This window comes from Acinetobacter sp. Z1 (assembly GCF_024296945.1).
Lineage (GTDB): Bacteria > Pseudomonadota > Gammaproteobacteria > Pseudomonadales > Moraxellaceae > Acinetobacter > Acinetobacter beijerinckii.
On sequence record NZ_CP101115.1, the window covers coordinates 963,455 to 989,585 of the forward strand.

The following is a 26,131-nucleotide window of genomic DNA, read 5'->3' on the forward strand; positions in this document are numbered from 1 at the left end:
GTTATAAAAAATGGAAAGAATTATTTTAGAGGTTGTAGAGAAAAATGATGCAAACAAAGAATTGCTACAAGATTACTGGTTTTTTAAAGATACTATAAAATTTGATTTTGTTTTTACGGCTAAGTCACTAATATATAAATATAATTTGGATGATTATACAGATCTTACAAAAAAAATTATGAATGCAGGGAGACTACTTGTTAGAAGGTTAAAAGATTGTAAAAAGTGTTATATTGAATTTAGTATTGAGGATAGAGCTCATTTTAAAAATTCGAAAATTACAATATTAAATGAGATTTTTATTTGTTATGACTGTAGGAAAGTTAGAAATAATAAAAAAGTTAACTCTTTAATTTATGATATTAAAAATCATAATTGTAGAGTAGATGAAGGAAGCCAAGAATTAATTAAGCTAAGTTATATAGAAAGAATTTACTTGTATATTCTAATTGAGAATTATAGAAAAAATTTCCCTTCAGAGTGGAATCCTTTATCAATATCCAGTGATGCAGAAGGTAAATATCTAATAAAAAATATTATAGAAAAGGGCTATATAAAAGAATTAGAGCATTGCAACTTTTGTTACACAAGAAAATTAGAACTTTATACTTTATCTACACAAGAAAAAAATATGATAGAGGAACAGTTAAAAGAAGAATTAAAGAGTTATTTGAAGTTAAATTTCAACTATCATTGTCATATTATTGTTCCTAATGGTTTCGATAGTATCGAAAGTTGGATGTCTAATGTTTATTCAGAAATTTTTAAAACTAAATTAACTGTTGATGATGTAAGAGAAGTTGAAAGTTTTATTGTAAATAAAAGATTTAATGAAGTTTATAAGTTAATCAGTTTGGTTTGTGAGGAAAATTTAATACCTTTTTTGAAAGATAATGCATTTGATTTTGATGTTTTGAGGATGGCTCGTAATTATAATTTGGAAGTTATTTTTAATCTTTTAACATATTGTGCTAAAACTACAACGTCTAAGTTATATCTGATTAATGAGTTAAAAGATTATAAATCGTTGAATGAAAAGAAACATATTTATAGAAAATACGTATCTTTTAGTCTTGAGAAGTTACTTAAAAATAATTATCCAGTATTGTATACAAAAAATCTTCCTAATAATTGGGTTTTTTCTGAAGAGGAATTATTTGTAAATACTTATATTATAGAGGGTGATCAAAGCTGGAGTAAATATACGCCCAAAGAAATTTTGAATATGTGGTTGGATAAAACGATTTTTGATTTTGAAGAATAAAATATAAAGGGAGCAATGCTGTTTCCATTAAAGAGTAATATTTTCCTTATTGTATTAAGTAGGTTCAGGTTTTATGAAAATCCAGAAATTGGAGTGTCATAAGCTTTTTTATTTAATATGAGGATTATAAGCCGTAGATGCTTAGTCCTCAAAAATGAATAGTTCTATTCTTTATGGGAATAGAACTTATGAACGATTTAGCACAACAAATTGGGCATGCGATTCGCACATGTAGGGTTGATCAAAAAATTACCCAAGAGAAATTAGCATTACTTTGTAATATTGATCGTAGTTATCTTGGTCGAATTGAACGGGGTGAAGTCAATATCACAGTTCTTAAGCTTTATGAAATTGCACACACGCTTGAAGTTGAACCTCAAACTTTATTACCTAAAGCTTGAGCAAGAGATCATTCTATTTTCAATAACAATTAAATTCATACATCACCTGTACATTTGACTGAGCAATAAAAGTGGTATAGCCTTTGTCACTAGGGAGTACCTATAAGATTAGGCAACCCCAATTCCGAGGCTCGGCAAGATATGTCCGAGCTTTCGTGTTTTTGTACTCTTGTCTTTTTTGAATTGTGAAATGAGGTCTTTTAAACTTTCATTTCATCTTTTCTATTTTTCCTGCTCAACATCTTGTAGCTGTTTTACTTTTGATAAGTCGAATGGTTTTATCTGGCTTAGCAATGCTAAATATGCAGCTGATTTCTGGGCATTCTTAGTATCTTGACGTAATTCTTCAATTTCTTCAGGCGTCATTCGGTAGTCATCTAGGAATTTAGACATAAAAACACAACTCCAAATTTAAGACATCGTAATTTCAATTAACACTTATGGAGGATTATAATCCTCTTTTGTGGTAATCTTACTTTATTAAATAATAGTAAAAATATTCGGTTTTATATATTGTTGTGGATTATCTAAATGAAAAATATAAATTTATTTACTTTTCTAAGCGTATGTTTACCATTTGCAGGATGTGTAACAGTTAACTCAATTAAGCCTAGTGATGTAAAAGCTTATAACACACCAAATCATCTAATTGCTTCTAAGTCCCTAAACGGTAAAGATGGAAAAGGTAAGGAATATTTATTTGAAGATGCTGTAGCCGATGCCTTAATTCCTTATACCTATATGAGTAATTTATGTGCTAGCCAAGATGGTCGTTTCTTTCAAATGTCTAAGAGCATGTTCCAGTATTTGAGCGGTACACATATTTCTGCTTTGAATAATCAACGGCTCGTTTCAGCCACAGGTACATTCAAATGCGCAGCAAAAACACCATGGAATATCTCGATTGAACCTATTTTATCTCGTATTGGAGGAATGGGGCAGCCTTTGAACTTTGTCACCCTTAAAACAATGGTTATTTCGGATGATGAAGTCTATCGTGTTGTGACTGCATATCAGTCGAAGAAAAATATTGAAGACAATAAGAAAAAGCAAGCTATTGAACAATACAAACTTGAACAACAACAATTGAAAAATAACTATGAAAGAAATCTCATAACCAATGCTCCTAAACCGAAAGATATTGGTCAAACGATTTGTAAAAATACAGAATTGTCTGAATTTACAGGAACCATTGTTCTAGGGCAGCCAACTTATCGTCAAGTTGATGGTTTGGTCATCGCTAGTTTAGAAAGTTTTTCAAATGATGATGCAAATCTGAAAATTAATATCAAAGGCTGGTTGAATAATTTCAATCAAATCTCATCAGGACCAAATGTTCTATATAAACAGACACCATTAGAGTCGGGACGAGTTATCTGGGATGGTAAGCAGGGCTGGTATAAGTGTATGTATTAAGAATAAATTGTAAGAAACTGAATGTTAATAGAATTTTAAAATTCAGTAAGACATGATAAATAATGAAAGGTTTGGGAAATATAGTATGAGTAAAAAGTGAGCCTAATTGGGCTGACGGTGTAAAACTTATGTAGATGTTGATCTTATTCTTGGTTGTTTTTGTTAAGATAGGAATAGTTTTAATTTTATATTTTGTGATGTCATGCCTTTACTTGATTGGGTAAATCGAAACCAAGCTGAAGAAACAGCAGCCCACGTCCCTTACCATTTATTAAAATTCGAAAAATCATATGGTGATAAGCAACTAGCAAAAGAAAACCTGATTATTCAGGGTGATAATTTACAGGCATTGAAAGCATTGCTCCCACTTTATGGTGGTCAAGTGAAATGTATATTCATTGATCCACCATACAACACACAATCGGCTTTTGAGCATTACGATGATAAGTTGGAACATGCTCAATAGCTTTCGATGATGTATCCACGTTTGCAACTGCTCAAAGATCTTCTTGCTGAAGATGGATCTATTTGGATTACATTGGATGATAACGAATCACATTATTTGAAAGTACTATGTGATGAGGTGTTTGGTCGTAAAAACTTTGTCCGTAATATTGTTTGGCAAAAAAAATACACTGTTGCAAATGATTCAAAGGGTATTCCTGATTCACATGACCATATTTTAGTTTATAGAAAGTCAGATAAGTTTCTGAGAAATTTACTCCCACGTACTGAGAAGCAAAATCAACTTTATAAATATGACGATAATGATGGTAGAGGGAGATGGCGTACAGATAATTTAACTGTGAAAACTCTTTCCCAAGCTTATTTATATCCTATAACTAACCCTAATACAGGTAAAGAGTATTTACCTAGCGCGGGAAGGTGTTGGTTAACTAGCTCAGATAATATGATCAAGTTAATTAATGATAATAGAATCTACTGGGGGAAAAAAGGTGATGGTGCACCTCAATTAAAGCGTTATTTATCCGAAGTCCAAGATGGAATTCTTCCAACATCATGGTGGACTTTTGACGAAGTTGGTCATAATGATGAATCACGTAAGGAACAAAAAGTCTTTTTTGGAAGTGAAGCTTTTAGTACTCCTAAGCCTGAAAGGCTTATTAAACAAATTTTAAAAATTGCTACTAATTCAAAGGATATAATCTTAGATTCTTTTTTAGGCTCAGGAACAACTGCCGCTGTTGCTCATAAAATGGGAAGACGTTATATCGGTATTGAAATGGGTGAACATGCAAATACCCATGTGATTCCACGGCTTGAAAAAGTGATTGAAGGCGAACAAGGTGGTATTTCATCTGCTGTGAATTGGCAAGGTGGTGGCGGTTTTAGTTTCTATACTTTAGGTAGCTCTGTTTTTGATGATAATGGGTTCTTAAATACCGATGTGAAATTTAAAGATCTTGCCAGTTATGTATGGTGGTTAGAAACTAAATCTGCATTAAACCAAACAGAAAACTTTGATAATCCATTCTTAGGTATTCATGAAGGTACAGCCTACTACTTGCTCTATAACGGAATTTTAGGTGATCGACGACCGAATAGCGGTAATGTTTTAACTCTATCTGTTTTAAATTATTTAAATGAATGTCATATGCATGAAGGTAAACGAGTGATTATAGGCGAAGCATCACGACTTGGAGATGCCCGACTTGAAGCTCTAGACATTGAGTTTAAACAAATTCCATATTCGCTTTATGGCAACCAAGCTCAGTAAGGATTGCATATGTCACTTAAATTAAAACAGTATCAAATAGATTCTTTAAAAGCATTGGAACAGTTCTTTACATTGGCAGCATCATTAGGGGCGGAGAAAGCATTTAAACGCTGTGTAGGCGAAAATATTGCTTATAACGACCGATTGGAGGGAATACCAAGTATATGCCTACGTGTACCTACAGGTGGCGGTAAAACACTGCTTGCAGCGCATAGTATTCCTAAAGTGGCGCAGAGTTATGTGAATACTGAGAGTCCTATCGTATTGTGGCTTGTACCAACAGATATGATTCGACAGCAAACACTTGCTGCACTTGCTAATGTGAATCACCCCTATAGACAAGCTTTACAAAGCTATTATGGCGATCGCATCAAAATATGCAATATCGAAGGGCTGCAATCGTTGAATAAGCATGATGTTGGTCAGTCATGTATTGTCATTGTGACCACTATTCAGATCTTCAATATTGATAAAGAAAAGACCTATCAGCGCAATGCCTATGCTTTTGACGAATCCTTGAGTGAACACTTTACTCAATTGACTCCACAGCAAGCCGAAAGTATGGATAAAGTAACGGCTGATACTTTGCAATACCAGCCATTCCTAACTGAAAAAGATATTGGTCGAGTGAAGCATTCATTAGTCAATTTCTTTAACTTGCATAGACCAATTATTGTTGTGGATGAAGCGCATAAAAACCGTGGTGGAAAAACATTCTTCCCTACGTTGAAGCGTCTCAACCCAAGTTGCCTAGTTGAGCTGACAGCAACACCCAAAGACAATAATGTTCTTTACTCAGTTTCTGCTGCTCAATTGAAAGTGGCAGAAATGATTAAGCTGCCAGTCGTACTAACTGAACATCCAAATAGTTGGCAAGATTGTATTCGTGATGCGCTGATTCAACGACAAAAATTAGAAGTACTTGCACAAAGTGAAAGAGAATATATTCGCCCTATTTTATTGATCCAAGCCCAAGATAAAAATGGTGAAGCGAATGTAGATGCTGTAAAGCAACATTTGCTAGATGAATATGAAAACATTACAGAGGATTGGATTGCGATCTCTACAGGGCAAACGAAAGAGCTTGAAGATGAAAATCTTTTTAGTCCTCAAAGTAAAGTCAAAATCGTGATTACAGTCGAAGCACTAAAAGAAGGTTGGGATTGCTCATTTGCCTATGTACTTGCGAGTTTGCAAAATATTAACTCTGCAACTGATGTAGAGCAGTTGTTAGGACGTGTATTACGTATGCCGTATGCAAAACTACGACAGAATGACGAGCTTAATAAAGCATATGCACACGTTGTCTCAAGTTCAATCGCTCAAGCCACCATGCTTCTTAAAGACCGCATGGTGCAGAATATGGGCTTTGATAAATGGGAGGCAGATGCCTCGATAGTTGTAAATCCACAACCTGAGTTAGATCTAGGCACTACAGCACAAGCGAATACTCAACCAAAGACTCCTGAAGTCATGGTCTCTATTCCATTTGTTGTTACACCAGAGCTAATTCCAACTGATTTGCAATCAGCGATTCAGACCAGAGAAAATAGCCAAGGTACATCCTTAATTATTAATAAAGGGACGACCGATGAAGAGTTTGATCAAATTGAACAAGCTGTAATTGAAAAAGCAACACCAAAACAAAAGACTCAAATACAAGAAGTATTCAAAGAAGCTCGTGCTGAGCGACAAGCACATCAAGCACCTGAAAATTGGAATGCAACATTTGCGCTTATTCCGCAGCTAGGTTTATTCGTTGATGGTGAATGGCAAGTTGCAGACAAAGAAACAATAGAAGATTCGGTTGAATGGAATCTATTAGATTATCCAGTTCAATTGGAAGGTTTTAACATACGTGAAACTGTGAATAGCTTTGCGATTGATCTAAATCTTGAAAAAGAGCAATTGAGTTATGAATTACTCAATAGCCAACAGATCCAATTTGATGATATGCCAACACCAATCACTGAAAATGATCTATTAAACTGGCTCGATCGCAAAGTAAGACGTCAAGGTTTGACACAAATCCAATTACGAGCTTATTTAACAAAGCTAATCAGTTATTTGTTGAATGTACGAAATTTCACTCTAACTCAATTGCATCGCGCTCAGTTCCAATTGTCTCTTGCTGTATCAAATGAATTAGACCGTTTATTCGAATTAGCTCGAAAAAAGGCTTTTCAGAGTGATTTATTTAGCCAGTTACAAGTCGCGAATGAACCTAAACTTGAAAATAGTTTTGAATTTAAACGTGGCATGTACCCTGTTAAGAAACCGTATCGTGGAAGTTTTAAGTTTAAGAAGCATTTTTATGCTCAAATTGATGATTTAAGAGAAAAAACAGACGGTGGTAATGTTTCTGAAGAGTTCCAATGTGCTCAGTTACTAGACTTACACCCTAAAGTAAAATATTGGGTGAGAAATATTCCTAAGCAACCTCAATATTCTTTTTGGCTACCAACTGAAAAAGACTATTTTTACCCTGACTTTGTAGCGGAATTGGTTGATGGTTCTATTTTTGTTTTGGAGTATAAAGGCGGACATTTAGATACTGCTGATGATGCTCGAATCAAGAATGCTATTGGTAAGCAATGGGCTAAAGATAGTAATGGCAAACGAATATTCTTGATGGCTAAAAAGCAAGATGAAGTTGGGCGTAGTTTAGAAGAGCAGATTAATCAGATAATAAGTGAAAATTTAATTTAAGGATAGAATGTATTATGGCAGAAACAATCAGAATAGCTGAATTAGCAAATTTAATTACAAAAGAAATTGGAGATTTTCTTAAGTGGAATATTCATCCGGAAAATGATCTAAATTTTCCGTGTTTGATGAAAACTAAACATTTTGATGGTGCTAAAGAAACTGATGATAAAACGCATCCTACAGATTTAGTTATTTATTATGATGACCCATATGAAAATAAGAGAGTTTATTTAAATACGGATTTAAAAAGTTATGGGTCAGATTCAATTGGTCCTGCATCTGTTAAAGACTGGCTAACTAGCATAACTAAAGGTACTGTTTGTAGTCTAGCTAGTGATGAATGGAGACAGCGTTATGGTATTGAGGGCAGTTATGAAATAAGGGGAATGCTTTTTATATACAATCATGATGGTAAATTTGATAAACCTTTTTTTTCATTCATTTATGACTACCCTAATCCACCACACACTGGCAAAAGAGCACCACAAAGATTTCATTTAAAAGATTTAAATGTACCTGCCAACTTAAAGCTTCATGTAATGGATCCCTTGCTGATAGACAATATTTTGTCAATTAGACATGATTTGAACATATTGAGGTCTGAACAGAAAGTTCCGCTCTCAGACGCATATGCTCCTATCTCATTCTTTTATCCAACTAGGCAGAGATTTAAAAGTAGGTTTACGCCACAGGAATGCCCAGCTACGATAGAGTTGATAAGTGGTCCTTTTTTCATTATGACCTATGATAATTATACTGATTTTGTACCAAATCCGTTAGAACCTGGTTCTTCTACTCGTATACCGAGAAGTAGAGGAAATATCATATATTACAAAGAAATGGGCAGTACCGTTGATGAGTTTATATATTTGATTGAAACCTTAATGATGTATGAGTTAATTGCTGAAAACTGTATAACTCGTATACGACATTGTACAAGGGATAAGGCTACTACAGCCAAGCAAAACTTTATTTCAGCAATTGAAAAATATTGTGTTATGTGGGATTACAGCGACAGTATGAGGTCAATATTTAATAAAATAGAATTCGATGAAGTTACCATAATACAAAAAGTCTTTTGTAATAAGAAAATTGATAGATCACCTATTAAGGATTAATAAATGAGTAAAACTTATAATATACCTAATGACTATAATATATATAGTGCATTAAGTACTGGTAAGGTATCTGAGTCTGTTGTTAACGCTCTTTTTTTAAAAAGAGGTATAATCTTAGGAGGGAAAACTACTAGGGAAAATAAGGCTAATTATTTTTCCTCATTTATGCATAGTTTTGATGATTTTGAAGTTATATCTTCCCAACATAGTAAGGTTGAAAGGTCTGAATATATCAGCTCTACCAATTTGAATACAAAATTAGATGTTGAAGATTTAACTCCAGTTTTTTCATCTATAAAATCATCCTTACAAAAGGACTTAGCCAATATACAATTAAAAAATGTGTCTCAAACAATTAATGGAGATACTCTGTCTCTTGAATTTGAGTATGAGAAATTTCATCCTGAAAAGCAATTATTTGCACAAAAGGAAGCCAAAAAGTCAGTATTAACATTTAAAAAAGTTGAAAACTCAGAACAATTTTATCTAGAGCATCCTTCTACTCCAGAAATGATAAATTGGAGTGAATCAGTAATTAATACATTGAAAGAACATGATAGTGATTTGAATATTGATAAAATTGACTTAATTGGTTTAACAAGTCCAGATCTTTACTGGCAATTTTTTGATGAATTAACAGCAAAATTGGATAAATTTCATCGTACAAATGTGGTTGAAATTCTTTTTAAGGATCCCACTCGTAGTGGTGATGATGAAGATGATGGAACCTACAAGCTTATAAGTGCATCTTATAGAGGAAACCAGCTTCATTTATCTGAAGATTTTATGGCTAAGTTGGATGATGGATATCGCTTATATAGATTTAATTGGGATTGTATTGATTCATCGGTAAGTAATTCAGATAAATATAGATTATCTATTAAAGTTACTTATGATGAAGATGGAAAAAGTAATTTTTCATTTATAACAAAAGGTTTTTATAAAAATAAAGAGGGTAAGTTTACTAAAACGCCTAATTCACTGCCAAAAAGTTTAGATTTGGAGCTTAATAAAATAATATTTAATAATGGTATAAGTTTAATAAACTCAATAATTGCTAAGCCCTTAAAAGTTAAAATTTTAAAAAATGATGATAATTCTAATTTCGAAAGCACTGGGAGTGATGGGTAATGAAATTTCATATTTTAGAATGTGGTTTTAAAATAACTTTTGATGAGTTAATTTCTGATTTAGTCAATGAAAATATTAATAATTTTATAAATATTAAGTTTGATTCTACTACCCTGACTGCTACTTTTTACAAAGAAATGAAACGTGTTGAGAAAACAATAGATAAAGATGGAAAAGAGACACTAATTTCTTTTGATTATTATCTCTATCAAGATTTTTATTTTCATAAGATGGATGATAGATTATTTCTTATTGTAAATGAACCAAATAAATATACGAAATATTTTATTGATTTTATATCCTCTTGTTTAAAAACAAAGATATCATTTAAAAACAAAAAAATAAATCTGAAAAACTTTATGGTTAAGGCAAGAGATTTAAATCAGTTTAAGGTTTTTAAGGCTAGATTTAATGAGTTGCCTTTGTCTAAAAGTTCTAAAGGTTCATTAGATGTTTCTTCAACTCAAAATGCAATTTTAGATTTTGAAAGTATTTTTGGTGATATTTATTATGATTTGTCAAAAATAAAATTTTCATACTTTGATGAATTTGTTCATACAATTGAATTATCTAAAAATGGGCTCATCGTGATCTCAAAAAATACTGATGTTCGAATTAAAACAGTTTCTAGATTAATCAAGATGCTTTTTTTCTAGATCGAATCTAAAGGGGATATAAAACTAACTATTTGAGCAATATTCTATGCTCAGAATATACCAACTTTTCTTACCAGTTGGTGTATGTACCTGAATTTCATCATCTACAGACTTACCTAAGCAAGCCTTTGCTATTGGTGATTGGAGAGAAATGTAATCTTTTCGACCATATATTTCCTCATCACCTACAATTCGAAATTTAATAGTTTCGCCGTCATCATTTTCTAATTCAACCCATGCACCGAAATAAGCTTTCCCATCTTGTTCTGAGCTGTATTCAACTTTATGGGCGACTTCAAAAAGCTTAGTTAAGTATCTAATTCTACGGTCAATTTCACGTAACTTTCTTTTATTATAGATGTAATCAGCATTCTCAGAGCGATCGCCGAGACTGGCTGCCCATGACACTATTTTGGTAATTTCAGGGCGTTCTTTGCGAACTAAATCATTTAACTCGTCTTGTAAGCGTTGATAACCTTCAGCCGTTAATAATTTACGATTCAAGACAAATACTCCAAAGCCTTGCGTAAGGCATCTAATGTTGAAATTTTAAAAACAGGGTTGTTTGATTCATCTACTAGTTCACCAAAATGGGTAGGCTTTAAATTCCATTTTTTTTGGAAATCTGCAGACAATAAATATTGTAATGCTCGTACTTCTTGATCAGAAAGCTTAAAAGATTCTTCGGGTATCATATTCTTATGATCATAAATATCAATCCTTTGTTTGGGTGGAATGATTTCACGGATCATTTGCTGAGCTTCTTTAAGTTCAGATGCCATAATGCGTACAAGCAACTGATGTTTTGGATTTTGAATCTCTTCAATCCATGGATCGTCTGTTTGTGATGGTTTAACCAAGTTCGACTTCTGTGATGAAGCATCTGCAAAGCATTGAATTAATGCTCTATATTTTTCACCTGTCTTATTTCTGATGCTTTGCGCTTTAGGAACACCTCGATTAAATCCTAAATTAGCAATCGTACTGACAGAAAAATCCTGAATTCCACGTTCCAGTTGCTCAATACATACAGCATAGATTGCATCAAGTGATTGCTGAATTTTTAGAGATGAGCCATGTTTTAATTTATTTAATAACTCTTCAGGATTCATGACTAGCCTCAATCAAAGTTGGTGAATTATGTAGAATGAGTTCAATTTCTGATTTTGAAATTTTTTCAGTTTCAGAAAGTTCTATCAATTTAAGCTTGCCATCCATAACACTTTGTACTTTATCCCAAGATTTAAGGCGGCTCATCAATAATTAGAAAATTTGATTGCCCGCGATCAGTTGCTGTTCTTTAGATAACATGAATAAAGCAGGCATAATTTCATTAAACATCGCCATTTTATCAATGAGCTGAGTTCTTGGATAAATAGCTTGATCTGCATTACAAGATTTATAAATAGCTGCATTTTCACAGACTTCTTGTAATTGTTGATAATGGCTCACTTCTTCCATTTCTAATATCAATTCAGCATTAGGGGCTGTAATTAAGGAAAGTTTTTCATCGCTCTCTATAAGGGGATTGTTGTTGATGAGCTTGTGGCATTTCGTAATATGACTATATGCTGCTTGAATATCACACAAAAGCATATCCAATTTCTTAGCAGTAGTTTCATACTCTGATTCGAAATTTCGAAGTTCAGTCTCAAGAGTTGATCTTTTTGCAGTACCTTCAAATTTTTCTTTCTTTAAGTTGGCTATATATTCTTCTTTTTCAATATTATCAATATCTTGATTGATCTGATTGATTTTTGTTTGTAGCTTTGAACATATTTCAGATTGATCATTGGATTGGAGTAATATTTCATTTGTAATTGCCAATAAACCACCAATAAAGGCAGGTCCAGTTATAAAATGTCTACAACGGATACAATTCTGAGTTCCTAAATAACCTTGAGGTGTAGGGGTATAGAATGAACTACTTTTTATTAACTCACCGCCATCCTCACATCTTGAAGCTGCAAAAGGGCAAATACCATAATCTCGAAAAATAAAATTACCCGCAGGAACTTCATTGGATAAAGCTTGTAGTAGCTCTAAATTATTGCCAACCAATTGGTTTTTAACACTTTCAATTTTATTTTGTTCAATTGTTCTTTGAATAGATTCAACTTCAGATTTTAAGGCAATTTTTTCACCTTCTTCTAATCGAGTTCTAATGTCATGATTAGAAACTTTGCAATAATAGATCGACATGATCACAGAACTATGCCCAACGATTTTCATCACAATTTCAATAGGCATACCCATTTCAAGCACATAGGCAGTAATGAGGCTTACACGCATGCTATGGGGGGTATATTTAGACTTATATGCTCCTAAAATTGCTCTATTTCCTTCAAGTGTAGCTAAGCAAAGATTTGAGGGCTGTATATTATAAAGAGCAGCCGCTAATCTTGGGGTTAAAGCATTTCCAACATTAGCAGGTTCAAAATCATTAAAGCGTCTAAAAAGAAAACAATTCAATCCTTTGGCTTTTCTTTGTACCTCATTTAAATTTGTTCTTTGGCAATCAATCCAAGCACTAGGATATGCGATAGGATTATATTTTTGTTGCCATTTTCTGAGCTTAATTAACCAATATGCTAAATCTTCGGGTATCCACGGAATTGTGTAACCTTGCCCGTTGTTATTTGTTTTATTTGTAGTCGTAAAGATACCTGTTTGATCATCAGGCATTCTTTTTATGAATGATTGTTCTTTAGTCAATCCAGAAAGTGGGGAATTATTTTTTTCCAAATTACTTTGTTTTGCTGATCTAAATCTGCAATATACTCATCGGCTTCACCAGAATCATTATAGGCGATTTGTCGTCCTCTTAAGGGGACTTTGGTGAGTGCATAAGTATGAATCCAATCTGTTGGGCACCATAAATATGCTTGATTATCAATTATACGGTAAACACAATCTAAGTCATGTAAATCTAATTGATCAAAGCTTACTTTTACCCAATCGGCATCGAATTTATGAAGGTGCCCTAAATCATGAAAGTTTTTTGCATTGGTTGGAATAATCCATTCTTGGGCTTTTTTAACAAAATGGTATTGTAAGCATGGCTTTGTTGTTTCAGAGCGGATTGAGCTAGATGACATGTTTTGTTGATTGAGTAAAAGGGAGAACGGATTTCGAGCATTATCGACTCGTACTATTTCACCTGTTTCTTCATCTTCAATCGTTAAATCATTAGCAATTATATAATCTAAGAATTCATTGACATAAACAACGAGTTTCCTTCTCATCGGTTCAGATTCTATATTTTCAAGAATATCTCGAAAGGGTTTTACATCGAATTTTTCCTGTATAAGAAAAGCGTGTGGTGTTTTGCTTTTATCAAATTGTTCAATATAAAGTCGAACGAAACGACAGAGCTGAGTTTCTTTAGTGCCTCCGCCACGGGCTTTAGTCATAAATTCTTTGATCTTAATTGCCCAAGTGACATAGTCAGAAGAAATAAAATCTGGCTTAAATGGTTCTGTTTTACCTAAAAATTTATACCAGTTTTCCCATTCATTTGGATATGCAGTTTGTGGATCAAGTGGAAGACTTAGATCATTTAATTTTAAAATAAAAGCTTTGTATTCTTTAGCATTTTTAAGATTTTTGTTTTCAATCAAATTTTTTAGTTCGGCATATGAAATAAAATCAGCTATTTCAAAAAAATCTTTATAGCTAATCCATTCGTCATAAATTCTTTCGGGATGAGCAGGTAGCCCATATTCTCTATATTTCTGTTTATAGAGTACTGAGTTTGTAATACCTTCATTTTTACAAAATTGTTTTAAAGAATCTAAATCAGGAAAAGTCGAAAACTCTTTATTAAATCGTTTACTTTCAATTTGTCTGATTGCTTGAGGTTTAATCATTTAATCGCTCTCAACTTTTCTTGGACTTCTTCAATTGTTGGTTTGATATAAACAATGCATGATGTTGGACTTTTATGATGCATAGCTTTTTGAATTTCGACTTGATTTAAACCAGCCTGACGCGCACGAAATCCATATGCATGACGATGACCATGCTCAGTCGTACCAAGAGATTTTTTGCAAATTAGCCCGATGCGCTCTACTGCACGTTTATGCAGGCGTTGAAAGTTTTTTATAGTTTCAGGCTCACCTAAATTATTTGTAAATGCAAAAGGATGTGGATTACTTTTCAGCGGCTCTACACGCTGATATTTGAGATAGTTTGCCCAAATTAATAAGAAATCTTTAGCTTTTTCAGGTGGGTTAAATACAACCTCAAAGTAACCTTGTTTAGATGTAAGTAATGGGGACTTCCATCCTGCATATAAACGTTCGGTAAATAGATAGTTATTTCTAGGCTTCAAGGATGTTTTGGATAAAAGAAATTCACGTCTATTTTTGAAGTGAGGATCTGGAGCTGCACCTAATTCAGGATGATAAACACGAACAAGGGCTTCTCGAGGGCGGTTTGGATTTAATGTGATATCTGAAGTATAAATATGAAAAATTTCACTTTTCCTAAGCCCACCGTAATTCATCAACATCGTAATCGCTTGCGATTTATAGTCATATTTTCCATTTTTTTCAAACCCTAAGTAAATTAACCTTTCAATTTGATCTTCAGGAAAACGAACTGCATATTCAAAATCAATTAGATCTTCATTGAACGAACCTACCAAACGAACTTGCTGTTGTGATAAATCTTTTTTAGTTAAATGATTCAGAAAGACGTGTGCTTGTTTGTGGTAGTAAGCACACCAATTTAGACGCTCTTCATAGCTTGTGGCTTTGCGAAATGGATTCACACGAATGGTTGAATGTTCATCCTGTAACATCAGAAAGTCAGTGTAATGCGTAATATGAAATAGTAGATTATTGGTATCCCTAACTGTACGTGGTCGCCAATAAAGATTAAGAGCATCGGTACGGGTAGTTGGATCAATTGTGCCTGTAATTAGTGCCTCAGTGAAAGCTTTGAGTAATTTAGTAGCATTCTCAATTTGTGGAACTGAATTTATATACTTCAATAAAAGTTTAAGTGCATAACAAGATCTTTCTTTCCATGATTCACTTTTTGAATTAAACCAAGCCAAATAGCGCAAATGAGAAATGATGACTCCTTTCTCAGTCAAGAGGCAAGGCAAGACCAAGGTGGTTTGAGTAGAACAATCTTTGTAATTTACATAAATTTTCTTAACGTAAGCCATATACTATTTAGTATGAAGTATGGGGTTTTTATAATTAAAAACTATCATTATTTGATCAATTGTCAATATAAAATGTTAGAAATAGTATGTTTCAAGGTAGGGTTATAATATCAAAATAAACAAATACTTAGAAAGATTGATCGTCGTGTTCGCTATTTAGGAAAGCGTTTAGAAGAACTTAAAATTGTTGATTATGTCCCTGAGCAAGAGGGAAAAGTATATTTTGGTGCTTGGGTAGAGATAGAAAATGAAGCTGGTGAACATAAAACATTACGTATTGTGGGTGTCGATGAAATTTATGATCACCATCCGCAACATATTTCGATTGAATCTCCGATGGCTCGTGCTTTATTGACCAAGCAAATAGATGATGAGGTAGAAGTTCAAACACCATTAGGTAAAAAAGTTTGGTATATCAACTCTATTCGCTATGAAAAGCACGAAAATTCATAAAAATTCAGATTGTTGAGTTTATTTTGAGCATTCGGTGCATTATTTTGAATAAAAGAATTGCCAATTTGTTTTTTTATTTATATGATAGCCGCCATTGGAAGCGTGGCAGAGCGGTTTAATGCACCGGTCTTGAAAACCGACGAGGGTGTGAGTCCTCCGTGAGTTCGAATCTCACCGCTTCCGCCAAATATCTAAATAAGCCCTTGTTTTTACAGGGGCTTATTTTTTATCTATGCTCTTACCCCCTCAATATACCCCACATAAAATTTTGGTTGTGATCGAATCTAATTGGCTTTTTTAGTATGTCTTTGGATGATAGTTTAAATTTATCAAAGAAAATAAACTGACTTTTCTAAACTTGGCGGGTTCATAGTATTGGGTAGATCGGGTTGATCATCCATAAAAAAACAGCATGAGATGACTCATGCTGTTGTATGCCATAAGAGAGTCACGTAGTTAACGATTATACTGAGATTGACCTCGTTCAATGCTCAAGCTACATGAGTTATCCTGAATTCTGAACCAATAGTCAGGAACAAGGAGTTGGGCTTTAAGGGCATTTAAGCGATTACCTACGTGAATCTGATTAAGATCATAATAATTATGTTCTTGCTGTTGAAAATGTGGAGCTATACCAGAATTCATGGTAGGAACAGCTCCTAAATTAATACGATCAAGATTGTGATCAATTAAAAAAGGAGCAAGTACCTTGTAAAGGGGAGTTTCAACAAATGGAACAAGGTCGGAATATTCTTTGCGAACAAAGAAAACGAGCCTGATTGTGTAGGTTTGTTCTATGTCTATTTCTTCTCGTGAGAGAATACCTAAAATACTATTTTCGTTACGATTACGCCAGACTGTCTGAATAATCTCATTACTTTTCTCTCGTACAATGTCATAAGCAGACATATCAAGAAAATCAGTTGTATTAGAAATGTTGACCAGACTATTCCTTCGTTTACGTTGTACTACCAAGGAATGGATCTCAAACTTATTTGTTTCAGCGCAAATAAACTTTAAGAATTGATCGTAAGAATTATTGCAATAACGATACTTAGTGTCCCATGCCTTAGTTTGTGTCATAAAAGCTTTGGTTTGGATATTTACTTTGAAATCGGCAAAACAAATTTCACAAACATGTTCTATTCGTTGATATTCCATTAATGGAATATTGACTATGCCATGTCTTAGCATAAGTTGGCTGAGTAAATAGATTTCTGGATGAATCAACGCATTTTGAAATCGTCCTGTTGTATAGGGATTTTGAGTATTGTCTAGTACGATCTGAAAGACCAGACTCCCTAGATTTGTAAAGTACAAATTTGGGATATTGTGGTGAGGAAATGCTGTTGGGTTATGGGTAAACATCCTAAAACCTTTCTTATTTTTGATACTCTGGATCAGTTCACCGTACTTAAATAATGGTAGTGGAAAAACAGGTGTGTAGGCTGCTAGGAAAGGATAGGCATGGGTAACAAGATTGAGGTGGTTGTTGCCTTCAACTTTTTCTAAAGCGCTGAGCGTAGTCATATCATTGTTCCTGAATAAATTATTGAGATTCTGTTGAGATTAAGATGCGAGAACGGCCTGACTTAGCTTTAGGTTCAGGTAATGCACTGCGTTGAAATCTTTTAAAGTTCTTTAGCGCAGAAAAAATAAAGAACTGATCAGCCTTGCAGATGTAATCAAAGGTTTTGATTAAGAAGGATTGCTTTTCCGTATCTGAATAATGAATTAATCCAATGCCGCAGTATTTATATTGGTCTTTATTCATGTTGCAGATATAAGTGCTTCCTTGACTGCGGGTGATCTTCTTCCAGTAATCAGAGATATATTGAGCAATGCTGATATCTTCCTGATGTTTATTGCCATCAAAGAATAAATAACTGTGTATATGGAACCCTGTTGCAGCAGAGTATTCGTATTGGAAGATATAGCCTTCAATATCATTTAAGAGCGTGTTATTGCGCCAGTTATTCTTAAATTTATGCATACATTCTTTTAGATGGTTCAAATCATTACGCGAATAAGGCATACCCATTACTGAGGCATGCTTCAGGATCGTTTTAAGGTCGCGCTTTAGTGAAAAGTCCATCCTGATGACCAACAGCTTGGCAAACTTCGCAATAAGGTGATTAAGGAGCTCAACACAGGCTTTCTTATTTTCTTTTTTAGTAGAATTCCGATCTCTGATTTTTTTCTTATAAGGGGCACTTTGGGTGTGCTGAGACAGGCGCTCAATGAATAGGTTAAGTAAATCAATGTATTTTTGAACATTTTCCTGATTTGTAGGATCGAGTGATGATAAATGTGCTAGAAACTCAAGTTTACTCACTGAGAATTGGTCGCGTACAAACATCCAAGCTTTGATTTCTTCGCTATAAAAGTATTGATCAGTGAATTGATGATAGAAAGCAGGTAATACTTTCTTCACTAACACATCCCATCCTGAAGCGAAATCAATCCGATAGTGTTGAGTAGATTGATAGAAGTGTGAATTGGCTATGTGCGCTATAGGCAATTGAGCATTTTCACATTTCGCAACCACGTTCAGAATATTCAAACAAATGTCTGCTTCATAATCGGACTGATGTCGTAGTAGATAAGGGGGCTCATCTTGGTTCGTTATAATCGCTGAACTAAGATCAGATTGGGTTAATGCAAGCTGTTCTTCTAATGTGAACGTACCTGCTGAATGGTCAAGTAAAGGAAGTTGGTTCATAAATCTCTCGATGAATAAGTTTTCAAGAAATTTGGGCAATAGCTGTCTGTAGACACTGGATCAAGCAGTGTCTAGGCTTTATGGTGAAATGATTAGGTTTGTGTCTCAGAGAGTCTCGTTTAAATACTATTCTGACATCTGGTGAGTTAACGGTGACCTGACTTAGCTTGGTGCAGTCAGAGTCACGACAGATGATTATATTTAAGTAGGTGACACAACTTATAAGATCATTAAGACGTGTCTTTTACATAAATACTTAATAGGAATATCCATTAAGATATTGATACTTAATGTATATTAATATTTATAAGAGTATGTATTTAAATGATTTAATACCTAAATTCAACTTCACAACAAATAGACGAGCTATGCACAAATTCATATCGTATTTACGGGAATGTGCTGATGATGGCGATATACATGGTTAAGCCGTCTTTTGCAGGAGGTCACGAGCTTCAATTTTGGATTCAATCCAAGCCTGAACCTCACTGAGCCTCCATCTGGTTAAGTGACCAAACTTTATGGGTTTGGGAAAGTTTGAGTCATAGCGTTTAGATTTAGGGTTGATACGGTCATAGATGGTAGATCGAGATAAACCTGTCAGGTCTTCTAAATCTGAGCGAGAAATCATTTTGAATGACAATGAAGCAGTTGCCGAAACCATAATTTGTCCTTTTGGATGAGGTTGGATGGTTTCACTACTTTAAAAAATGATGATATTTAAAAATACCCTATTTGCACGGACATGCTATTTCCATAGTTTTTTTGGAGAACAGAAAGTTGGTCAAGCTGTAGAAGGGGAATCGATGATAAATAGTGTATTGAAGAGTGCTGATCTATCTTTTATCAATAGATCAGCCTAGAAAATCGTGAATTGCTATTTTTATTTTGGACATTCTTTATTTTTTTTGACTATATCTTTAATCATTTGATAGAGAGACTGCCCACAAACTTTGTGCTGTTTTAGCCAAGTTTCACTATCCCCCGTATATTTTTTTCTCAGTAGACGTTGGGAGTCTGTTTCTCTAATGCCTTTTATTTCCTTGATTTTTCCACGATAGCTAGAAATCAGTTTTTTGTATTTTCTTCTCTTTTTTTTAAAATATTCATGTTCATTAAAGATATAGATTGCTTCTGATAAACCATCCGGATCAGCAGGGATAAGTAGGCTGTCTTTAGTATGATTCATACGGATTAGCTGTAAGAGCAATAATTTAATATCAACTTTATGCTGTTGAATTGAGGCTTCTTGTACAAAAGGAATAGATTCAGTCTCTAATTGCTGAATAATTATGTCCTTATTTATAAAGCGTATTTTATTAACTTCCTTTTCATCAAGTAGGACTTTTTTAGCATATGTAATAAAGCTCTGCTCAATGATACCCATTGTTGGTCGTTGTTTATGCCCATTGTGAATTTTTTCGAAAATTTTATTAATCTCTGTAGGTACAACTTCTAAACTCTGACAGTCATTATGAAAGGCATAGGTATGAAAAGCCTTCTTACGTAATTTTTCTACTTGTTTTAAATTAATGGTTTCCTGAGACTTGATGTAAGAATTAAAATTTTTTATATCGGTGAGAATGTCATCGTAATACCGAGGAAGTCGATCGATAAGCGGAATTTCAATAGTATCACTAGGGTCATTGGAGAGCCGTATTTTGTGTACGGCGCTATTTCTATAGGTTTTTTGTTGCTCAGTTTCTTTATATCGCCCTACAGAGTGATAAGCTATATATTTTGTTTGTCTAGCTCAGAGACTTTATCACTGTATTCCAAGCGATTAGGTCCTAAATCTACACCGAGTGATTTGTAATACTGAATTTGATCTGTTTGGTCACCTAAAGGATATTTAATATTTTTTATTACGAAATCCTCTAAGACATTCATGAGTTTAATTTGATTATCAATTTTCAACTGGTCTGGCATTCTGCATCTCTAAAATATGAATTAGACATAAGTATTCTTTAAGATAAATGTAGTTTTATTTTAAATGCAATAATTTTTTTAACGCTTTTTACCGTGGTGAGTGCAATTTCTAGAAGGGTAAGTGGAGTGAAAAAATAGTTGAACTTTAAACCTAGTCTTCATCATGAGCTTTGTAAAAAGTAGGGCCTATGAATGATGTACAAAGTTAGCTTTTAAAATTCATCTTTTGAAAGACTTAAAGTGAAACTTTCACCCTTAATGAGAACCTAAATTTTAACAAGTATTTAAGCCTATAGAATATAGTTTTTTACTCCTTCCAGTGGTTGAGTGGATTCATTTTTCTATAGAAGATTGACACTCTAAACCTTGCCGATTATCCTTTGCATGCTGGCCTACATTGCCAGTCGGTTTTAGCAGACCGTTTTACCCAAAGCACACGAAAAAGTCTCTTTCTTTTTTGTGGGCATCCCTACGTGCCCCCCTCTGCGGCGGAACGGGAGGGGGACATCTTCGGATGTGCTGATCTTTTTGGGTATCAGTCTGCTAACCCCTTTTCGTTTCGCCACCATTATTTAGCAGTAATGTGGTGAAACTTCTTTACACCCAAAGGAGTCCGCCATGCGTACTACATTCTTAAATTCTCATTCTCTTTTTTACCCCAGTACAGTTTATGGTTGTTTGGTCGCCAGATAAAACAACATTTTAAAAATCATGCGATTGGGGAACGCTCAATGAAGGTGCTTATTCCTTTATTGGCCTGCTTATCTGAATCTTTTAAAGACTAAAAAGTAGATATCACGCTACGGAATTGTCGCGTTAGCAGAGAATGCAGAACTCCAAGTTAAACATCAAACCACCATGAGCCTAGCTTCGCTATTGCTGAGAGGTGTGCTTATGAACAATAAAAGAGAATGATGCACGATGACAACAAAATTAAAGCATCTGTCCTTATGTATTTTATTCATTGGACTGAATGCCTGTTCGAGTACAGACAAACCAGAAAGTGATCCTGCTGTTGACGCCCAAACCATTGAAACAATGGTCGAGGCTGAACCTGTTGCTGAAATGCCAACTGTAATTGTTCCTAAAGATCAAATTAGTCCTGACCAAAATTTGCAAGAATTTGAGCTCTCGGATATTCAAGCACAATACCGAATTCGTTATCCGACAATGTGGGAGACAGAAAAGTTTAGACTCTCTGCATTCGTTGACAACTATGAACTTATTCATCCTCAGCTACATTTGGGATCAGATCAGATTATTGTGATTGGTAATCGGGAACATAGTTCTAGAGATAATGATCTGTTCATTGATTTAACCAGTGATGAATACTTTAAATATAGCAATAACTTGGCAATCAACTATATTCGCTACTTAAAAACACCAAAGATTGAACCGAAGCAGGAATTTGAAAAGAGCCAAGCCTATGAAGAACGGGTGAAACAGGCAAATCAAAATGCTGAAACGACGGCAGTTGACTATGATCTGAAGTTATTGGAACAGGCCTTAAACCGTAGTGTGGGTGATATTTATTTTGCAGTTTCAGATGCTTCTTATGAGTACGATGCAGATCAGGAACAGATGCATATTCATCTAGTAGTTGACGTTATGGAGTTTGATCTAGTCATCAAGGTGCAACCTGATTTAGCCAAACAAATTGCGGCAAACTTTAACCAGCTTAGATTAGGTTTTGTCTTTAATTTTAAAAATAATCAACTCAAACTTGATGGCATTTTTTTCTACTTTAAAAAGGTAGGGAATCCAGATCGACATAGCAGTAATGTTGAAGAAGTGATGTATGTGTCACCTGTATTTAAACCGATTAGTTTTAAACAAAAATCGGCAATTGAGTTGCAACGACAGTTTGTTACTGATGCATATGAACATTTGAAAACAATGCCCTTTAAGGATGTCTCTCATTCTCCTGTATGGCAATTTAAATTTGGTCTAGAGCAATATCAGTCTCCAGAAAGCTTAATGCAGAAATATCCCAAAAAAGAAATTCCTAAAGAACCTGAAGAGTTCAAGTATTTGGGTGAAGGATGAGTATGACCAAACATGCTTTTCTGTTTTTTTAAGAACAAAGGAATATCAAATACATATTACCTAGATGTAAGAGGTGTTCTCTGCTGAACAAGGGCAGAGAAAAATAACCTATCAACTCAACATCTGAATACAGAATTTAGGATTAATGAACGATGAACAACTTAATCAAAACAGTGAGATGGACTGCATTAATATCATTGTCGGTATTTGCTCTACAAGGATGTGGCACGGGACTTGAGCCAGATACATTCTCAGTGGAATTAAATGAAATGGGAGGTATAGCTTACCAACCACCTGCTATTATCACGATTCGCTCGAATTCACCTAACCAAATAGATGTCACCAATGTCACTGTTAACAATGGGCAGTGCCAATATATTGGACATGACCGAAGATTTAATTTCCCACTGCATTTCCAAATGGGCCAAGTGTCTAGACTCAGACTGCAAGGTTGTAGCTTTGAAAATGTGGTACAGGTTGATATAGAAACCACACAGGGAACTGCAAGTTATAGCTTTAACTAAGACGATCTCTTAAAAAGCTAAATCTAACTTAAACATACAAAACTAAATCAAAAAGCCATGCCCCTCAAAGGGCATGGCTTTTTTATATCTCAAATTTATGGTGCTTACAATGATCAGAATCAATTGTCCAATGTGTGGCAGTGATGAAACAGAAATAATTCCCCAACCTATTCTTAATACAGGAACTTCCCAGCAGAAATCATTTAGCAAACCACCGATGCAGAACCTGATGCAGCATGTCGTTAACTATGCGGTGATGGGCGCTTCAAGCGCACGAATGATGAAAGGGCAACGTCCTATTGTTTATGTCATTGGCAGTTTGATTGGCGGTGTAATCGGCTGTGCAGTCTGTTTTCTCAATCATGTTCATGAACATGCACCAGAACCCATGCTAAAGCAAAGCCCGAAACCACAAACGCTCTATCAATGTTTGGAATGTAATCATCATTTTGCCATGGCTTTTGAACAAGGCGAATACAACAGCTCACAACAACCATATTTTTATCATTCAAACAGATAAGGAAAACATCATGGCACATCAACTTGAACAAATGGCTTATGTCGGTCAAACCCCTTGGCATGGCTTAGGAAACCAATTGACCCATAACCAACCACTCGAAGTTTGGGCACAGCAGGCAGGGATGGATTGGCAGATTGAATCATCAGACGTCAGTTATATGGCACAAAACCATCGCGGGCAAAACATCATTATGCCCTTTGAAGAACAACGCGTTTTATACCGTTCCGATACTCATGCACCCTTATCCGTAGTCAGTCAACGTTTTCAGGAAGTACAACCGATGGAGATAATGGAATTTTACCGAGACTTAACCGAACAATCAGGTTTTGAGCTAGAAACCGCAGGTGTACTGAAAGGCGGTAAGAAATTCTGGGCCTTAGCTAAAACAGGACAGACCGCAGCTTTAAAAGGAAAAGATGTCAGCAATGGCTATATTCTTTTAGCCACCTCTTGTGATGGCACATTAGCAACCACGGCTCAATTCACTAGTATTCGAGTGGTGTGTAACAACACTTTGGCGATTGCTCTCAAAGGGCAACAAAACAATACAGGTGTCGTTAAGGTTCCACATAGTACTCGATTTGATGCGGATCGGGTCAAACAACAACTAGGTATTTCAGTACGTGCATGGGATGAGCACATGTATGAAATGAAACAACTGAGCCAACATAAGGTCACGCAACAGGAAGCGGCAGCTTACTTTGATGCCGTATTTAATAATACCAATCTGAGTATGGCTGAACAGGATGACAGCATTATTCAGTTCTACCGTAATGTGGCTATGCCAAGTCAGACAGTTCCATCTAAAGCAGACAATAAAACTGAACCGAATGGGCGTGCTATGTCTAAAGTGATGACCATGTTTAATGGACATGGGCGTGGGGCAGAACTAAGCTCAGCCAAAGACACTGCCTATGGTTTGCTGTGCAGCATCACTGAATTTGTGGATCATGAACGTCGGGCCATGAGTCAGGATTACCGTTTGGACTCTGCTTGGTTTGGAGCAGGAGCATCTATCAAACAACGGGGGCTGGAACAGGCTTTAAGAATGATTGCCTAAATTAATTAGCCTAAGCAAACTTTATTCAAATTTATTTTCTAAAGCTGCATCTTCGGATGCGGCTTTCTTATGCCGAAAATTCCTGTTTTACCCATTTCCATATCTTTTATAAAAACTGAGGACAGCCCGATGAATATAAATACCCAGATAGAAAACACCCTCAACCATCAACCCTTACAATCCTATTCACCAAACCTGAGCTCATCCACTCAGCAGGTTGAAGTGGGAACCCGAAGCAAACTTAACCCATTTAACAAGCCACTCCGAAAGACTAAAGCACCCGCCGCCAAACGCCTTGCTAATACTAAGAAAATGAATTACCAACAATGGTTGGAAGTCCGTAAACAAGGCATTGGTAGTAGTGATGCAGCAACGGCATGTGGGCTTAATCCCTATATGTCGATGCTAGAGCTGTGGATGATCAAAACCGATCGGATGCAACAGAACATTGAGGATGAAAGTGCAGGTTATGCACCGTTGTACTGGGGCAAACAGCTTGAACCCTTGGTGGCTGAATACTACAGCATGCACACCAACAATAAGGTACGTCGTGTCAATGCAGTATTACAACACCCTGATGAAGACAAGCAGTTTATGCTCGCCAATCTGGATTATTCCGTGGTGGGCAGTGACGAAGTACAGCTTTTAGAATGTAAAACCGTAGGGGAATATGGCTCAAAGTTATGGCGGGATGGTGTGCCTTTATACGTGCTGTGCCAAGTGCAACATCAACTGGCTGTGACAGGCAAACATGCAGCACATATCTGTGTGTTGATCTGTGGTCATGAAACTCGAATTTTTAAGGTGATCCGCTCTGAATCAGTCATACAACATATCATCCATGCAGAGCGTTACTTCTGGGAGTGTGTGGAAAAAGACACACCACCTGATGCAGACGCCAGCGAATCGGCAGCTAAAACCCTACAACTACTTTATCCAGAACATGTACCACTCAGTACTACGGATTTATCCGAAGATACGCAAGCCAATCAACAATTTGAACAATTGATTCAAGCACGTCATCAAATTGAAAAGCATCAGGAGCAATTTGACCTACTCAAACATCAACTCCAAGCCAAGATGCAACGGACTGAACGGGCGACCTTTAAAATAGGTTCCGTCACTTGGAAAAAGTCCAAGGACTCGATCAGCTTAGACAGTAAGGCTTTACTGAAATTACATCCAGAATACTTAAACCAATTTCCACAAAGCAAACAGGGTTCACGGTGTTTTAACATCTATACAGATGATGATTGAAAGGCAATTAG

Annotated in this window: 21 protein-coding genes, 1 tRNA gene and 3 pseudogenes; 15 read left to right on the plus strand and 10 right to left on the minus strand. The window is 35.1% G+C overall.

Features of this window, described 5'->3' with window-relative positions:
• Positions 1-10: 10 nt before the first annotated feature.
• Both NGC85_RS04470 and NGC85_RS04475 read left to right on the plus strand, forming a co-directional pair.
• Positions 11-1,264 carry a hypothetical protein gene (locus NGC85_RS04470; RefSeq protein WP_254804972.1) on the plus strand — a complete coding sequence of 418 codons (1,254 nt, stop codon included), beginning with the start codon at positions 11-13 and terminating at the stop codon, positions 1,262-1,264.
• Between the two features lie 188 nt (positions 1,265-1,452).
• The gene (locus tag NGC85_RS04475; protein ID WP_254804973.1) at positions 1,453-1,665 is read left to right on the plus strand and encodes a helix-turn-helix domain-containing protein; all 213 of its coding nucleotides are present in this window, start codon (positions 1,453-1,455) and stop codon (positions 1,663-1,665) included.
• Between the two features lie 222 nt (positions 1,666-1,887).
• On the opposite strand, the gene NGC85_RS04480 is transcribed toward NGC85_RS04475, so the two are convergent.
• Entirely contained in the window at positions 1,888-2,058 is a 171-nt protein-coding gene (locus NGC85_RS04480) for a hypothetical protein (protein WP_254804974.1), read from the minus strand.
• A 138-nt stretch (positions 2,059-2,196) separates the two neighbouring features.
• On the opposite strand from NGC85_RS04480, the gene NGC85_RS04485 reads away from it, so the two are divergent.
• From NGC85_RS04485 to NGC85_RS04510, 6 genes and pseudogenes are all read left to right on the plus strand, one after another.
• Positions 2,197-3,081, plus strand: a complete 885-nt coding sequence (locus tag NGC85_RS04485; RefSeq protein ID WP_254804975.1) for a hypothetical protein — start codon at positions 2,197-2,199, stop codon at positions 3,079-3,081.
• 202 nt (positions 3,082-3,283) lie between these two features.
• Positions 3,284-4,819, plus strand: a pseudogene (locus NGC85_RS04490) (site-specific DNA-methyltransferase).
• Positions 4,820-4,828: 9 nt separating this feature from the next.
• A complete protein-coding gene (locus tag NGC85_RS04495; protein ID WP_254804976.1) occupies positions 4,829-7,528 on the plus strand; it encodes a DEAD/DEAH box helicase in 2,700 nt (899 codons plus the stop codon).
• 14 nt (positions 7,529-7,542) lie between these two features.
• Positions 7,543-8,646, plus strand: a complete 1,104-nt coding sequence (locus NGC85_RS04500; RefSeq protein WP_254804977.1) for a hypothetical protein — start codon at positions 7,543-7,545, stop codon at positions 8,644-8,646.
• Between the two features lie 3 nt (positions 8,647-8,649).
• Positions 8,650-9,777, plus strand: coding sequence for a hypothetical protein (locus NGC85_RS04505; protein WP_254804978.1), 1,128 nt, complete (start codon positions 8,650-8,652; stop codon positions 9,775-9,777).
• Positions 9,777-10,433: a hypothetical protein gene (locus NGC85_RS04510; protein WP_254804979.1), complete on the plus strand. Its 657-nt coding sequence runs from the start codon at positions 9,777-9,779 to the stop codon at positions 10,431-10,433. Before NGC85_RS04505 ends, NGC85_RS04510 begins: the two co-directional genes overlap by 1 nt.
• 24 nt (positions 10,434-10,457) lie before the next feature.
• On the opposite strand, the gene greB is transcribed toward NGC85_RS04510, so the two are convergent.
• The 4 genes and pseudogenes from greB to gmtY all read right to left on the minus strand — a co-directional run bounded on the left by greB (position 10,458) and on the right by gmtY (position 15,609).
• Positions 10,458-10,937 carry a transcription elongation factor GreB gene (gene greB / locus NGC85_RS04515; protein WP_254804980.1) on the minus strand — a complete coding sequence of 160 codons (480 nt, stop codon included), beginning with the start codon at positions 10,935-10,937 and terminating at the stop codon, positions 10,458-10,460.
• Positions 10,934-11,545: a gamma-mobile-trio protein GmtX gene (gmtX, locus tag NGC85_RS04520; RefSeq protein ID WP_254804981.1), complete on the minus strand. Its 612-nt coding sequence runs from the start codon at positions 11,543-11,545 to the stop codon at positions 10,934-10,936. The genes greB and gmtX overlap by 4 nt, the downstream gene beginning before the upstream one ends.
• Positions 11,535-14,302, minus strand: a pseudogene (locus NGC85_RS17460) (VPA1269 family protein). The gene gmtX and the pseudogene NGC85_RS17460 overlap by 11 nt, the downstream one beginning before the upstream one ends.
• A complete protein-coding gene (gene gmtY, locus NGC85_RS04535) occupies positions 14,299-15,609 on the minus strand; it encodes a gamma-mobile-trio recombinase GmtY (protein ID WP_254804984.1) in 1,311 nt (436 codons plus the stop codon). Before gmtY ends, NGC85_RS17460 begins: the two are co-directional and overlap by 4 nt.
• 72 nt (positions 15,610-15,681) lie before the next feature.
• Between gmtY and NGC85_RS04540 the strand changes: the two are divergent.
• Both NGC85_RS04540 and NGC85_RS04545 read left to right on the plus strand, forming a co-directional pair.
• Positions 15,682-16,062 (plus strand): annotated as a pseudogene (locus tag NGC85_RS04540) (GreA/GreB family elongation factor).
• Between the two features lie 96 nt (positions 16,063-16,158).
• Positions 16,159-16,248: transfer RNA gene (locus tag NGC85_RS04545), tRNA-Ser, on the plus strand.
• Positions 16,249-16,518: 270 nt separating this feature from the next.
• On the opposite strand, the gene NGC85_RS04550 is transcribed toward NGC85_RS04545, so the two are convergent.
• The 5 genes from NGC85_RS04550 to NGC85_RS04570 form a co-directional block, all read right to left on the minus strand.
• The gene (locus tag NGC85_RS04550) at positions 16,519-17,592 is read right to left on the minus strand and encodes a hypothetical protein (protein WP_254804985.1); all 1,074 of its coding nucleotides are present in this window, start codon (positions 17,590-17,592) and stop codon (positions 16,519-16,521) included.
• 19 nt (positions 17,593-17,611) lie between these two features.
• Entirely contained in the window at positions 17,612-18,784 is a 1,173-nt protein-coding gene (locus NGC85_RS04555; protein ID WP_254804986.1) for an inovirus-type Gp2 protein, read from the minus strand.
• Between the two features lie 424 nt (positions 18,785-19,208).
• Positions 19,209-19,448 (minus strand): AlpA family transcriptional regulator, encoded by a 240-nt coding sequence (locus NGC85_RS04560; RefSeq protein ID WP_254804987.1) that lies wholly within the window; start codon positions 19,446-19,448, stop codon positions 19,209-19,211.
• Between the two features lie 219 nt (positions 19,449-19,667).
• The gene (locus NGC85_RS04565) at positions 19,668-20,171 is read right to left on the minus strand and encodes a hypothetical protein (protein ID WP_254804988.1); all 504 of its coding nucleotides are present in this window, start codon (positions 20,169-20,171) and stop codon (positions 19,668-19,670) included.
• A gap of 344 nt (positions 20,172-20,515) precedes the next feature.
• Positions 20,516-20,713: a hypothetical protein gene (locus NGC85_RS04570; protein WP_254804989.1), complete on the minus strand. Its 198-nt coding sequence runs from the start codon at positions 20,711-20,713 to the stop codon at positions 20,516-20,518.
• Between the two features lie 921 nt (positions 20,714-21,634).
• On the opposite strand from NGC85_RS04570, the gene NGC85_RS04575 reads away from it, so the two are divergent.
• From NGC85_RS04575 to NGC85_RS04595, 5 genes are all read left to right on the plus strand, one after another.
• On the plus strand, positions 21,635-22,759 hold the full coding sequence (locus NGC85_RS04575) for a hypothetical protein (protein WP_254804990.1): 1,125 nt from the start codon (positions 21,635-21,637) through the stop codon (positions 22,757-22,759).
• Between the two features lie 152 nt (positions 22,760-22,911).
• Positions 22,912-23,283 carry a hypothetical protein gene (locus NGC85_RS04580; protein ID WP_254804991.1) on the plus strand — a complete coding sequence of 124 codons (372 nt, stop codon included), beginning with the start codon at positions 22,912-22,914 and terminating at the stop codon, positions 23,281-23,283.
• Positions 23,284-23,392: 109 nt separating this feature from the next.
• Positions 23,393-23,803 (plus strand): hypothetical protein, encoded by a 411-nt coding sequence (locus tag NGC85_RS04585; protein ID WP_254804992.1) that lies wholly within the window; start codon positions 23,393-23,395, stop codon positions 23,801-23,803.
• 10 nt (positions 23,804-23,813) lie between these two features.
• The gene (locus NGC85_RS04590; RefSeq protein ID WP_254804993.1) at positions 23,814-24,863 is read left to right on the plus strand and encodes a DUF932 domain-containing protein; all 1,050 of its coding nucleotides are present in this window, start codon (positions 23,814-23,816) and stop codon (positions 24,861-24,863) included.
• Between the two features lie 129 nt (positions 24,864-24,992).
• Positions 24,993-26,120: a YqaJ viral recombinase family protein gene (locus tag NGC85_RS04595; protein ID WP_254804994.1), complete on the plus strand. Its 1,128-nt coding sequence runs from the start codon at positions 24,993-24,995 to the stop codon at positions 26,118-26,120.
• Positions 26,121-26,131: the final 11 nt, after the last annotated feature.

Coding starts and splice junctions, on each gene's coding strand:
- NGC85_RS04470 (WP_254804972.1), top strand. CDS start 11: ATGGAAAGAATTATTTTAGAGGTTGTAGAGAAAAATGATGCAAACAAA.
- NGC85_RS04475 (WP_254804973.1), top strand. CDS start 1,453: ATGAACGATTTAGCACAACAAATTGGGCATGCGATTCGCACATGTAGG.
- NGC85_RS04480 (WP_254804974.1), bottom strand. CDS start 2,058: ATGTCTAAATTCCTAGATGACTACCGAATGACGCCTGAAGAAATTGAA.
- NGC85_RS04485 (WP_254804975.1), top strand. CDS start 2,197: ATGAAAAATATAAATTTATTTACTTTTCTAAGCGTATGTTTACCATTT.
- NGC85_RS04495 (WP_254804976.1), top strand. CDS start 4,829: ATGTCACTTAAATTAAAACAGTATCAAATAGATTCTTTAAAAGCATTG.
- NGC85_RS04500 (WP_254804977.1), top strand. CDS start 7,543: ATGGCAGAAACAATCAGAATAGCTGAATTAGCAAATTTAATTACAAAA.
- NGC85_RS04505 (WP_254804978.1), top strand. CDS start 8,650: ATGAGTAAAACTTATAATATACCTAATGACTATAATATATATAGTGCA.
- NGC85_RS04510 (WP_254804979.1), top strand. CDS start 9,777: ATGAAATTTCATATTTTAGAATGTGGTTTTAAAATAACTTTTGATGAG.
- gmtX (WP_254804981.1), bottom strand. CDS start 11,545: ATGAATCCTGAAGAGTTATTAAATAAATTAAAACATGGCTCATCTCTA.
- gmtY (WP_254804984.1), bottom strand. CDS start 15,609: ATGGCTTACGTTAAGAAAATTTATGTAAATTACAAAGATTGTTCTACT.
- NGC85_RS04550 (WP_254804985.1), bottom strand. CDS start 17,592: ATGACTACGCTCAGCGCTTTAGAAAAAGTTGAAGGCAACAACCACCTC.
- NGC85_RS04555 (WP_254804986.1), bottom strand. CDS start 18,784: ATGAACCAACTTCCTTTACTTGACCATTCAGCAGGTACGTTCACATTA.
- NGC85_RS04560 (WP_254804987.1), bottom strand. CDS start 19,448: ATGGTTTCGGCAACTGCTTCATTGTCATTCAAAATGATTTCTCGCTCA.
- NGC85_RS04565 (WP_254804988.1), bottom strand. CDS start 20,171: ATGGGTATCATTGAGCAGAGCTTTATTACATATGCTAAAAAAGTCCTA.
- NGC85_RS04570 (WP_254804989.1), bottom strand. CDS start 20,713: ATGCCAGACCAGTTGAAAATTGATAATCAAATTAAACTCATGAATGTC.
- NGC85_RS04575 (WP_254804990.1), top strand. CDS start 21,635: ATGACAACAAAATTAAAGCATCTGTCCTTATGTATTTTATTCATTGGA.
- NGC85_RS04580 (WP_254804991.1), top strand. CDS start 22,912: ATGAACAACTTAATCAAAACAGTGAGATGGACTGCATTAATATCATTG.
- NGC85_RS04585 (WP_254804992.1), top strand. CDS start 23,393: ATGATCAGAATCAATTGTCCAATGTGTGGCAGTGATGAAACAGAAATA.
- NGC85_RS04590 (WP_254804993.1), top strand. CDS start 23,814: ATGGCACATCAACTTGAACAAATGGCTTATGTCGGTCAAACCCCTTGG.
- NGC85_RS04595 (WP_254804994.1), top strand. CDS start 24,993: ATGAATATAAATACCCAGATAGAAAACACCCTCAACCATCAACCCTTA.